Consider the following 12079-nt stretch of genomic DNA (forward strand, 5'->3'; position numbering starts at 1 on the left):
TTCTCCCCTAATTCTTTATATAAGGAGATAAATTCTATATTCATACCTATTTACACGGTATAAAAAAAAGGCGTCTCTGTCATATTGACAGAGACGCCTTTTAAGCGCGGTTCCACTCTGTTTAGGCTTAAAAAAGCCTCAAACTCATCCATGATAACGGTGTACACCGCTCCTGCTTACTTTGCGGCCTAAGACATCCCACGAAGCAATTCGCTGTTCAGCAGAAGACTCGAAGGGGCATTTCAAAAATCCGCTTATAAACCACTCCCAGCCTAAAGGTGGTTCTCTCTGTAAAAAGCCTGATTTTCTACTTCTCCTTCTCGTCGCTTTTCCTTATTAGGTTTTAGGTATACTTATTATATTTCTAAACCTAGAAAATGTTAACCAATTACTTTTTGAAGACGATTTAAAACTTTTTCTTTTCCAAGAAGTGCAATAGCATTCGGAAGCTCTGGACCATGCGTTTGTCCTGTAGTTGCAACACGGATTGGCATAAATAAATTTTTACCTTTATGTCCTGTTTCCTTTTGAACTGCTTTAATCGCTGCCTTAATTGCTGCTGGCTCCATTGCTTCTAGAGCTTCTATTTGACCAGCAAATGCACGAAGTACTTCAGGTACTTGTTCACCATTTAATACTTCTTGTCCTTCTTCTTCATAATCAACATGATCTTTAAAGAACATTTCAGAAAGCTCTACAATTTCAGCTCCAAAACTCATTTGTTCATGGTATAAAGCAATTACATCACGAATCCAAGCTTGGTCTTGTTCGCTTAAAGTTTCTCCCACACGTCCAGCTTTCACTAAATGCGGTAAGCTTAACTCTACAACCGTATCTAAATCTTGCTTTTTCATATACTGGTTGTTCATCCATTTTAGTTTTTGAGAATCAAATAATGCAGGTGATTTTGATAAACGAGCTGCATCGAACATTTTGATAAACTCATCTTTAGAGAAGATTTCTTCTTCTCCTACCGGAGACCAACCTAGTAGTGCAATAAAGTTAAAGATTGCTTCTGGAAGATACCCAAGCTCTTTATATTGCTCAATAAATTGAATAATAGATTCATCACGCTTACTTAACTTTTTACGACTTTCATTAACAATTAGAGTCATATGACCGAATTGTGGAATATCCCAGCCGAAAGCTTCATAAATCATCATTTGTTTCGGTGTATTTGAAATATGATCATCACCACGAAGTACATGTGTAATTTCCATTAGATGATCATCTACTGCTACTGCAAAGTTATAAGTTGGAATTCCATCTTTTTTCACAATAACAAAATCACCGAAATCATTTGAATGGAACGCAACTTCATCTTTTACAATATCTTTGAATGTGTAGTCACGATCAGCTGGTACACGGAAACGAATACTTGGAATACGTCCCTCAGCTTCAAATTCTTTCACTTGTTCTTCAGTTAATTCACGGTGGTTACCTGCGTAACGAGGTGTTTCACCGCGAGCGATTTGTCCTTCACGCTCTGCTTCTAGCTCTTCTTCTGTCATATAACATTTATAAGCTAGACCACGCTCTAATAAATCTTCATATAATTTTTTATAAATATCTAAACGCTCTGTTTGGCGATATGGTCCAAATTCACCACCAACATCAACACCTTCATCCCAGTCCATACCGAGCCATTTCAAGTATTTTAATTGGCTTTCTTCTCCACCAGCCACGTTACGTTTTACATCAGTATCTTCAATACGAATAATAAATTTGCCATCTAAATGACGAGCAAATAAATAATTAAATAATGCCGTACGCGCATTTCCGATATGTAAGTGTCCTGTTGGACTTGGCGCGTAGCGTACTCTCACTTGCTTTTCCATAATTGGTACACCTTCCATCCTTAATGTCAACACATTCTATAATTGTACACCAAAAAAATGTGATTATCCATCTTACGAATTAAAAACCATCATTTTTTCTGTAATAAAACAACCGCTTGAGAAGCAATCCCTTCTTCTCTACCTGTAAATCCTAATTTTTCTGTTGTTGTTGCCTTTACATTAATGTTATCGATAGACGTTTCTAACAGTTCACTAATGCGCTTACGCATGCTCTCAATATGTGGTGCCATTTTTGGTTGTTGAGCAATAATTGTACAATCTAAATTTCCTAACTCGTAACCTTGTTCACGCACAAATTCCCAAACTTTTTGTAACAATACAGCTGAATCTGCATCTTTAAAAGCTGGGTCTGTATCAGGAAAGTGCTTTCCGATATCTCCTGCTGCAATCGCACCTAAACATGCATCAGCAATCGTATGTAACAATACATCTGCATCTGAATGACCAATTAATCCTTTCTCGTGTGGAATTGTAATTCCACCGATAATCAACGGGCGCCCTTCCGCAAATTCATGTACATCAAAACCTTGTCCAATTCGAAACATCCTTACTTCCTCCTTAAGCTAAACTACTGAGCTTTATGACTCTATATTATATCGCTATCCTTATAAAGAAAAGCCCGGCTGTTGCCGAGCTTTTCTTTATTAACACATCATCAACATTATTTCTTCTGAACACGTAGGAAACTTTCAGCAATTAATAGATCTTCCGGAGTCGTCACTTTAATATTATAGTAACTCCCCTCTACTACACCTACTTGCTTCCCAACACGTTCTACGAGACTTGCATCATCTGTGCCAAGAAAACAACTTTGCTTTGCGCTTCTATGAGCTTCTAGCAAAAGAGAAACAGAGAATCCTTGTGGTGTTTGTACAGCGTTAAGTTGAGATCGCTCTACCGTTTCTACAACAACACCCTGCTCTACTTTCTTAACAGTATCTTTTACTGGCACTGCACAAATGGAAGCTCCATATTTTTCTGCTGCAATTAATACATCGCGAATCACTTTATTCGTTACGAACGGGCGCGCCCCGTCATGCACAAGAACATATTCGACACCACTCGCATACTGAAGTGCGTTATATACGCTATCTTGTCTTTCGGCTCCACCCTGAATAAATTGTACGTGCTTTTCAATCTGGTACTTCTGCATTAACTCTTCAAAATACGGGCGTTCTTCTTCGTTAATTGCCATAATAATACTTTTGCACGCTTTATCTTTTTCAAAAGCACGCAATGTGTGCACAATAATTGGTACTTCATCTATAAGTAAAAATAACTTATTTTTACCAGCACCCATTCGTTTTCCTTGGCCCGCTGCCGGAATAATTAATGTATACATATTAATAATCCTCTACTTATAATGCTTTTTCTAGCAATTTACGTTTTGCAAAAATCATACGACCAGCCGATGTTTGTAATACGCTAGTAACAAGTACGTCAAGTTGTGAACCCACATACTCTCTACCATCTTCTACTACAATCATCGTACCATCATCTAAGTATGCAACACCTTGATTTTGTTCTTTACCATCTTTCACAACATAAACACTTAATTCTTCACCAGGGAGTACGACTGGTTTAATCGCATTAGCTAAATCATTAATGTTTAACACCGTAACCCCTTGTAATTCAGAAACTTTGTTTAAATTGAAATCGTTTGTTACTACAGTTCCACCAGTGATTTTTGCCAACTTTACAAGCTTGCTATCTACTTCTTGGATATCATCGAAATCGCCTTCATAAATTTCTACCGGAATCGGCATCTCCTTTTGAATACGATTTAAAATGTCTAGCCCTCTGCGGCCACGATTACGCTTTAAAGCATCTGAAGAATCGGCAATATGCTGAAGCTCTTCTAATACGAATTGCGGAATGACAATTGTTCCTTCTAAAAACTTTGTTTGGCAAATATCTGCAATACGTCCGTCAATAATTACACTCGTATCGAGAATTTTCCAATGAGTCGTAGATTTTTCTGCTTCGACCTCTACCTCTTCATTCTCACTATTGTTTTTCTTCTTACCTCCGCGTTGGGGTAATGTAAATAATCCTAGCAATTCATTCCTCTTTTTAAATCCTACTTGGAATCCTAAATATCCAAGTAAAAGGGTGAAGAACACTTGCAACACCGTACTAATAACTGGAATTGTAAATTCACGAATTGGTATCAAAATTAAATATGCAACAATAAGACCAGAGATTAATCCTAATGTACCAAATAAAACATCTGCTACAGGCGCCTTTACAAGAGCCTCTTCAATATGCTTAATAAGTTGAACAATATAATCTACAAGCCAAAATGTTGTTAAAAATAAAATAATTGCACCAATAATTGCACGAACATACGATCCTTCCAACAAAGGAACCGCACCGATATCTAATACATTAATAATTTTTGGGATTAAGTAAATCCCTAACGCTCCCCCGATCACTAAAAAGAAGAGCTGTACAATCCGTTTTAACATCCAACCACCTCCTACTCATTATTAACCATTGTTTCGCTAATCAAAACGCCGAATGCAAAAGCGGACGTGTTTTTTTGTAAATAGTTTTATTTACCAATATATCATATCATATACCAAAAATGTTCTAGTGTCGTTATATTATAGAATCAATGTAATATTCTTAATTGTGTCTACTCATATAGAGATGCTCTTGAATTCTTTTTAGACCTTCTCGTATTTTCTTCGCTCTCACTTCTCCAATTCCTTCCACATCATCCAATTCATTAATAGTTGCTCGGCAAACACCTTGCAATGTTTTAAATCGATTAATTAAATTCTCGATAATAAGTGGCGGAACACGAGAAATCTTGCTTGTGATTCGGTACCCTCTAGGTGTCACACTTTCTTCTAAGCTTGTTTGTCCTGGATAGCCAAGTAATTTAACTAAATCACTATCCTCTAAAAGTTGTGTATTTGCAAGATCTTGTAACTTTTTCAAGATTTGATGATGGTCTTGTGTTTTCTCCTGGTGATAATCTTTAATTAACAATGCTGCCTCTGCCTCTAAATCAGCTAGTAATTCTGTAAGCTGTAAACGAATTAACCTACCTTCTGTTCCTAACTCATGAATATAGCTCAATATTTCATTTTTTATACGCAGCACCATTTCAACACTATGTAAAACGTGAACCACCTCGGACATTGTAACGACCTCTTCAAATTCTAGAATACCCAAATTCGTAATGCCGTCATTCCATACAGCCTTATATTTTTCTAGCGTTTGAATTGCTTGATTTGCTTTTGTTAAAATGACACCTATATCTTTTAATGTATAACGTAAGTTCCCTTGATATAGCGTAATTACATTACGTCTTTGTGAAATGGCCACAACAAGGCTGCCCGTCTGCTTTGCTACACGCTCTGCTGTTCGGTGACGCATACCTGTTTCAATAGAATCAATAGATGAATCCGGAACTAACTGTGCGTTTGCAATTAAAATTTTACTTCCAGTTTCATTTAAAATAAGTGCTCCATCCATTTTTGCTAATTCATATAAACTAGCAGGAGAGAATGCGCAATTAATATGAAAACCACCATCAACAATGCTTTTAATCTGCTCATTATACCCAAGAACAATTAGTCCCCCTGTTTGTGCACGAAGTACATTATCTATCCCTTCGCGCAGTGGTGTTCCCGGGGCCACGAGCTGTAAAATATTAATTATACTTTTGACACGTTGCTTATTTTCTTCCATAGCCTAGCCTCCTAATGTCAAACGAAGCGCTTCTCCTAAATTAGAAACACCTACAACCTCAATCCCCTCTGGAATTGTCCACCCCCCTAAATTTTTTCTAGGAATGATAGCACGTTGAAATCCTAATTTAGCTGCTTCTTGTACACGTTGTTCGATTCTTGATACTCTTCTTATTTCTCCAGTTAATCCAACTTCTCCTATTACCGCATCAGTTGGTGCCGTAGATTTATCTCTAAAACTTGAAGCTATACTTAAGGCAACAGCTAAATCAATTGCCGGTTCATCTAATTTCAAACCACCAGCTACTTTTAAATACGCATCTTGATTTTGTAATAGTAAACCTGTTCTTTTCTCTAGTACCGCCATAATAAGCGAGACACGATTATGATCAATTCCTGTCGCCATTCTTCGAGGATTTCCAAAACTAGTAGGGGAAATTAATGCCTGTATTTCTACTAAAACTGGTCTTGTTCCTTCCATTGAGGCAACTACTGTTGAACCTGCAACTCCAACTGGTCTTTCCTCAAGGAAAATTTCAGAAGGATTTAAGACTTCTGCAAGGCCAAGTTCTTTCATTTCAAAGATACCCATTTCATTCGTAGAACCAAAACGATTCTTTACAGCTCGTAAAATACGATATGTATGGTGTCGATCTCCTTCAAAGTAAAGAACTGCATCGACCATATGTTCTAGCATACGCGGTCCCGCAATTGCACCTTCTTTTGTCACATGCCCTACGATGAAAATTGGGATTCCCTTTGTTTTTGCAAGTTTCATTAATTCTGCTGTACATTCACGTACTTGCGCCACACTACCAGGAGCTGATGTCACTTCAGGTAAATGTATCGTTTGAATAGAATCAATAACAACAAAAGCAGGATTCATCTCTTCAATATGTGCTGCAATACGCTGTAAATCTGTCTCTGATACAACAAATAGATTACTACCATTTACATGTAAACGATCTGCACGAAGTTTAATCTGCTTTGCTGACTCCTCACCTGATATATACAATACATCATATGAAGCATCTGCTAATTGCGAGGAAATCTGTAATAATAACGTTGATTTTCCAATCCCAGGGTCCCCACCAATAAGTACTAAAGATCCATCTACAATTCCGCCACCTAGTACACGGTTAAACTCCTGAAATTTTGTTTCAATACGTGCCTCAGACTTTGTTTCTACTTCTATAAGACGTCTTGGTTTTGTTACTTCTGTTTGAATTGCATTTGCATAATTTAGGCGTCTGGATGATACAACGGGTTCCATCTCTTCAACAAGCGAATTCCATTGACCACACCCTGGACATTTACCCATATATTTTGGTGATTGATAACCACACTCTTGACATGTGAATTTTGTTTTCTTTTTAGCCATATCTTTTTATATTTCACTTCGCTTTCATCTATAAACATTTGACCTTCTCGTACAAGAAAGAGGGCTATCTCGTAGCCCTCTTAGTTTGTCTATACTTATTTTACCTTTTCAGCACTATGAATGACAAATGTTTCCCCTTCTACATCAAAGATAACTTTTTGTCCTTTCTCAATAGCACCTTTTAAAAGTTCTTCCGATAGTCTATCTTCTACATGCTTCTGAATTGCTCTACGTAGTGGACGAGCACCATATTCACGATCAAACCCTTTATCAGCAATAGCTGCAATCGCCCCTTCTGTTAATTGCAATTCAATTTCTTGTTCTTTTAAGCGATTCACTAACTGATTTACCATAAGAGTCACAATTTCTTGAATATGTTTTTTCTCAAGCATATGGAATACGATAATTTCATCAATACGGTTTAAGAATTCTGGACGAAATGCCTTTTTCAGCTCATCCATTACTTTACCTTTCATATCCGAATAATCACGGCTTTCATCTTGTACGTTAAATCCAAGATGTTTGTTACGTTTTAACGCCTCAGCACCAACGTTAGACGTCATAATAACAATCGTATTACGGAAGTCAACTGTACGTCCTTTAGAATCAGTTAAACGACCATCTTCCAATACCTGTAGTAAAATATTAAATACATCAGGATGCGCCTTCTCTACTTCATCTAATAGGACAACTGAATACGGCTTACGACGAACCTTCTCTGTTAATTGTCCGCCTTCTTCATACCCAACATATCCTGGAGGAGAACCAACTAAGCGAGAAGTTGAATGTTTCTCCATATACTCAGACATATCAATGCGAATCATTGCATCCTCATCACCGAACATAGATTCTGCTAACGCTCTTGCTAATTCTGTTTTACCTACACCTGTTGGTCCTAAGAAAATAAATGAACCAATTGGACGTTTCGGATCTTTCAGTCCTGCTCTTGCACGACGAACAGCTTTCGCTACAGCCACTACCGCTTCATCCTGGCCGATGACACGATCATGAAGAATGGATTCTAAGTTTAATAATTTATCAGTCTCTGTTTGTGCAAGTTTAGAAACAGGGATACGTGTCCATGTAGAAACGACATTTGCAATATCTTCTACCGTAACCTCTGAATTTTCTTTTCCTTGTTGTTCTTTCCACTGACGCTTTGTATCTTCCAATTTCTCACGTAAGCGTTGTTCCATATCACGTAAGGAAGCAGCCTTTTCAAACTCTTGACTTTGTACAGCCGCATCTTTTTCTTTTCGAATTTCCTCAAGCTTCACTTCAAGCTCTTTTAAGTTTGGTGGTGTTGTATAAGAACGTAAGCGAACCTTTGAAGCAGCTTCATCAATTAAATCAATTGCTTTATCTGGTAAGAAACGATCCGTAATATAACGATCGGAAAGTTTCACAGCTGCATCAATTGCATCATCTGTAATAGACACACGGTGATGGGCCTCATAACGATCGCGTAAACCTTTCAAGATTTGAGTTGATTCTTCTAGACTCGGCTCATCAACATGAATTGGCTGGAAACGTCTCTCTAAAGCTGCATCCTTTTCAATATATTTACGATACTCATCTAAAGTTGTCGCACCAATACATTGTAATTCTCCGCGTGCTAAAGATGGTTTTAAAATATTTGATGCATCGATTGCACCTTCTGCTCCACCTGCACCGATTAGTGTATGAAGTTCATCAATAAATAGAATAATATTCCCTGCTTGACGTATTTCATCCATTACTTTCTTTAAACGATCTTCAAACTCACCACGATATTTCGTCCCAGCTACCACTGTTCCCATATCTAGTGTCATAACACGCTTATCTCTTAACGTTTCAGGAACTTCATTATTTACGATTTGCTGTGCTAACCCTTCAGCAATTGCTGTTTTACCTACACCAGGCTCTCCAATTAACACTGGATTGTTTTTTGTTCTACGGCTTAACACTTCAATTACACGTTGAATTTCTTTACTACGTCCAATAACAGGATCCAAACGATTCTCACGTGCAACAACTGTTAAGTCGCGCGCTAAACTGTCTAGTGTCGGTGTATTTGCATTTGTCGATGAACCACCTTGGTGACCTGAACTTGCTTCGTTACTTCCAAGAAGTTGTAACACTTGTTGTCTTGCTTTGTTGAGGCTGACGCCTAAATTATTTAAAACACGTGCCGCTACACCTTCACCTTCACGGATTAAGCCAAGTAAAATATGTTCTGTTCCAACGTAAGAATGTCCTAGCTTACGCGCTTCATCCATAGACAATTCAATAACTTTTTTAGCACGAGGTGTATAATGTACAGTTTGAGAAGCTTCTGTTCCACGTCCAATTAACGCTTCTACCTCTTTTTGCACTTTCTCCGGGCTCAATCCAAGAGCAATTAACGCTTTTGCTGCAATTCCTTCACCTTCGCGTACAAGCCCAAGTAAAATATGTTCTGTTCCAATGTTATTATGCCCAATGCGAATTGCTTCCTCTTGAGATAAAGCTAATACTTTCTGTGCTCTTTCTGTAAATCTTCCAAACATCATAGAAATCGCCTCCTACTTGCGCTTAGTTTTTTTCAATACGTAATCGCTCACGGATTAAGGTTGCTCTTCGATAATCTCTTTCTTCTGGTCCTAAAGGTCCTCCTGCGTATTGTTGTAAAATACCAGGTTGCGTAAGAACCATTAGCTCAGTCAAAATATTTCTCGATATACCTTTTATATATCCTAGATCAATACCAAGTCGTACATCCGATAAGCAAGTTGCCGCTTCTGCAGATTGAATTAAACGACTATTTGCTAGTATACCGTAAGAACGATAAACCTTATCTTCAAGCTCAATACTCGAATTTTGTACAATTAATTCTCTGGCCAATTTTTCTTGTTGTATAATTTGCTGCATGACACTCTTTAAATCTGCAATAATATCTTCTTCGGATTTCCCTAGCGTCATTTGATTTGATACTTGAAATATATTACCTAACGCTTCGCTACCTTCACCGTATATTCCTCTTACTACTAAACCTAATTTTTGAATTACTTGTATAATACGGCTAATTCTTTTTGTTAAAACCAGCCCTGGTAAATGAATCATTACAGAAGCTCTTAATCCTGTACCAACGTTAGTAGGACAACTCGTAATATATCCAAGTGATTCATCAAAAGCATATTCAACCTCTTTCTCAATCCAATTATCTATTTGATTGGCGCTTTGAAGCGCCTTTGATAACTGTAGTCCTGGAAATAGGCACTGAATCCTAATGTGGTCTTCCTCATTAAGCATCACACTAATGTGTTCGCTTTCTGATAACAGACATGCTCCATATTCAGTCCCTGCTAGATTTGGACTAATTAAATGCTTTTCGACTAAAACTCTCCTTTGAAGAGGCGTTAATTCATTCATTTTTAATAGTCCAAACTTCCCAAAGGGCTCTACCGCTTTATTTATAAATTTCTTTTTAAATAATTCTTGAACCTTTTGAGCTTCCTCTTCGTTTTGCATAGTAGAAAATTGATATTGCTTAAAATTACGAGCCAAACGAATTCGACTACTTAAAACAATATCAGAATCAGGGCCATCCCCCTTCATCCATGGACTAATCGCTTCATTCATAATTTTGTCCAGTGACATAGAACTACTCCCCCTCTCTATGCTCACTAAGCTGAGTTTCAAGCCCTCGAATTTCATCTCTTACCTCAGCAGCTTTCTCAAACTCCTCATTCTGTACATATTGTTTCAGAATAAGTTTTAGTTCATCTAATTCTTTCTTTAAGTGGATATTTCCTTCCATTCGTTCCGGAATTTTTCCACAATGTTCTGTATGTCCACCATGAAGTCGTTTTAACAATGGGTTTAAGTGTCCTTTAAATGTATCGTAACAAGAAGCACAACCAAGGCGTCCCACCTTTGTAAAATGTTCGTATGTCATCTTACAACCTGGACATCTTATTGTATTTGTATTTGAAAACCCGTTTTTTCCTTCTCCAAACATTGTTGATTCACCGTGTAATAAACCAGCAAATACATCATGAAATGAAAAGTTAGACTGTGATGATTGAAAGAAAGACGTATAGCCACTTTGCTCTGCACATTGCTCACAAAGATGAACTTCCGCCTTCTTCTCGTTGATTACTTTTGTATAATGTAAAGTTGCTGGTCTTATATTACAGTTTTGACAAGTCATCAATATCCCCACCTTTACAACAGGAACGATCTACCTCATGATACTTTTCATACATTACTAGATTGTCCTCTTTCCTTAATCCATTTAGATAAAAGTACATGCTCTTTTTCAAAACTTCTACAATATTTAACTGCCCTATCTTAATTATCATTCTTTTACAAAAGCTGTATTTATTTATATTTCAGTGTTCTTAACATTGCGCATAATATTCGAGCCCTAAGTTCATCTCGAGAAGGAATATCTATTGATAATACAGAACGATCTAGTACACTTAACATTAGTTTTGCTTCACGGCCTGTTATGATTCCCTCTTCTAATAAACGTATAATCATACTCTCTGCATTCCCTTGTGCAACGCTATGATCAATCATATGAAGCATTTGATCAATAATGTCTATATCATCATGCAGTTTGACTTTTATAATGCGAATGTAACCTCCTCCACCACGTTTACTTTCTACTATAAATCCTCTTTCTAATGTAAAACGGGTATTGATTACATAATTGATTTGAGATGGTACGCACTCGAATCGATCCGCAATCTCATTTCTTTTGATTTCAATCACATTATTATTACTTAAGTCAATAACTTGCTTTAGATATTGCTCAATGATATCAGATATATTTCTCATTTATCCGCCACCTTTATTGACTTTGACTATCTTTGACTTTAATTATATACGTATTAATAAAATTTGCAACTCTTTTGCTTATTCACTATCCTAGCCACATTCCCCTGCATTTAATCAAAATAGTAATTATTTAAGCACATTTTTTTAATTACTATGGATTATAAAAGAAAACACGAAAAAACACGAGTCATTTGACTCGTGTTTAGTTGCTTGGCGACGTCCTACTCTCACAGGGACAAGGTCCCAACTACCATCGGCGCTAGAGAGCTTAACTTCCGTGTTCGGTATGGGAACGGGTGTGACCTCTCTGCCATCATCACCAAACTATGAAGGCA

The 12079-nt window shown here is 37.2% G+C and carries 10 protein-coding genes, 1 rRNA gene and 1 other annotated feature; all 11 genes read right to left on the reverse strand.

The genetic code is table 11. The features are described 5' to 3' along the window. Nucleotides 1-86: 86 nt before the first annotated feature. Nucleotides 87-333, reverse strand: a binding site (T-box leader). A gap of 47 nt (nucleotides 334-380) precedes the next feature. Beyond that, a complete protein-coding gene (gene gltX / locus AU379_RS27805) occupies nucleotides 381-1838 on the reverse strand; it encodes a glutamate--tRNA ligase (protein ID WP_000415143.1) in 1458 nt (485 codons plus the stop codon). Between the two features lie 89 nt (nucleotides 1839-1927). Then, the gene (gene ispF, locus AU379_RS27810) at nucleotides 1928-2404 is read right to left on the reverse strand and encodes a 2-C-methyl-D-erythritol 2,4-cyclodiphosphate synthase (RefSeq protein WP_000488391.1); all 477 of its coding nucleotides are present in this window, start codon (nucleotides 2402-2404) and stop codon (nucleotides 1928-1930) included. A gap of 116 nt (nucleotides 2405-2520) precedes the next feature. Continuing rightward, on the reverse strand, nucleotides 2521-3201 hold the full coding sequence (gene ispD / locus AU379_RS27815) for a 2-C-methyl-D-erythritol 4-phosphate cytidylyltransferase (protein ID WP_000288282.1): 681 nt from the start codon (nucleotides 3199-3201) through the stop codon (nucleotides 2521-2523). A 16-nt stretch (nucleotides 3202-3217) separates the two neighbouring features. Continuing rightward, nucleotides 3218-4327, reverse strand: a complete 1110-nt coding sequence (locus AU379_RS27820) for a PIN/TRAM domain-containing protein (protein WP_000919677.1) — start codon at nucleotides 4325-4327, stop codon at nucleotides 3218-3220. A 160-nt stretch (nucleotides 4328-4487) separates the two neighbouring features. After that, complete coding sequence (gene disA / locus AU379_RS27825) at nucleotides 4488-5561, reverse strand: DNA integrity scanning diadenylate cyclase DisA (RefSeq protein ID WP_000392158.1); 1074 nt, start codon at nucleotides 5559-5561, stop codon at nucleotides 4488-4490. Nucleotides 5562-5564: 3 nt separating this feature from the next. After that, nucleotides 5565-6941 carry a DNA repair protein RadA gene (radA, locus tag AU379_RS27830; protein ID WP_061140079.1) on the reverse strand — a complete coding sequence of 459 codons (1377 nt, stop codon included), beginning with the start codon at nucleotides 6939-6941 and terminating at the stop codon, nucleotides 5565-5567. A gap of 95 nt (nucleotides 6942-7036) precedes the next feature. After that, nucleotides 7037-9472, reverse strand: coding sequence for an ATP-dependent protease ATP-binding subunit ClpC (gene clpC, locus AU379_RS27835; protein ID WP_000971184.1), 2436 nt, complete (start codon nucleotides 9470-9472; stop codon nucleotides 7037-7039). Nucleotides 9473-9494: 22 nt separating this feature from the next. Continuing rightward, the gene (locus AU379_RS27840; protein ID WP_000050842.1) at nucleotides 9495-10559 is read right to left on the reverse strand and encodes a protein arginine kinase; all 1065 of its coding nucleotides are present in this window, start codon (nucleotides 10557-10559) and stop codon (nucleotides 9495-9497) included. Nucleotides 10560-10563: 4 nt separating this feature from the next. Then, on the reverse strand, nucleotides 10564-11112 hold the full coding sequence (locus AU379_RS27845) for a UvrB/UvrC motif-containing protein (RefSeq protein ID WP_000128398.1): 549 nt from the start codon (nucleotides 11110-11112) through the stop codon (nucleotides 10564-10566). 170 nt (nucleotides 11113-11282) lie between these two features. After that, nucleotides 11283-11744: a transcriptional regulator CtsR gene (gene ctsR, locus AU379_RS27850; protein WP_001244557.1), complete on the reverse strand. Its 462-nt coding sequence runs from the start codon at nucleotides 11742-11744 to the stop codon at nucleotides 11283-11285. 208 nt (nucleotides 11745-11952) lie between these two features. Next, nucleotides 11953-12068: ribosomal RNA gene (gene rrf / locus AU379_RS27855) — 5S ribosomal RNA — on the reverse strand. Between the last annotated feature and the right edge of the window lie 11 nt (nucleotides 12069-12079).

Source organism: Bacillus sp. JH7 (assembly GCF_001563515.1).
GTDB classification, from domain to species: Bacteria; Bacillota; Bacilli; order Bacillales; family Bacillaceae_G; genus Bacillus_A; species Bacillus_A cereus.

Coding starts and splice junctions, on each gene's coding strand:
- gltX (WP_000415143.1), bottom strand. CDS start 1,838: ATGGAAAAGCAAGTGAGAGTACGCTACGCGCCAAGTCCAACAGGACAC.
- ispF (WP_000488391.1), bottom strand. CDS start 2,404: ATGTTTCGAATTGGACAAGGTTTTGATGTACATGAATTTGCGGAAGGG.
- ispD (WP_000288282.1), bottom strand. CDS start 3,201: ATGTATACATTAATTATTCCGGCAGCGGGCCAAGGAAAACGAATGGGT.
- AU379_RS27820 (WP_000919677.1), bottom strand. CDS start 4,327: ATGTTAAAACGGATTGTACAGCTCTTCTTTTTAGTGATCGGGGGAGCG.
- disA (WP_000392158.1), bottom strand. CDS start 5,561: ATGGAAGAAAATAAGCAACGTGTCAAAAGTATAATTAATATTTTACAG.
- radA (WP_061140079.1), bottom strand. CDS start 6,941: ATGGCTAAAAAGAAAACAAAATTCACATGTCAAGAGTGTGGTTATCAA.
- clpC (WP_000971184.1), bottom strand. CDS start 9,472: ATGATGTTTGGAAGATTTACAGAAAGAGCACAGAAAGTATTAGCTTTA.
- AU379_RS27840 (WP_000050842.1), bottom strand. CDS start 10,559: ATGTCACTGGACAAAATTATGAATGAAGCGATTAGTCCATGGATGAAG.
- AU379_RS27845 (WP_000128398.1), bottom strand. CDS start 11,112: ATGACTTGTCAAAACTGTAATATAAGACCAGCAACTTTACATTATACA.
- ctsR (WP_001244557.1), bottom strand. CDS start 11,744: ATGAGAAATATATCTGATATCATTGAGCAATATCTAAAGCAAGTTATT.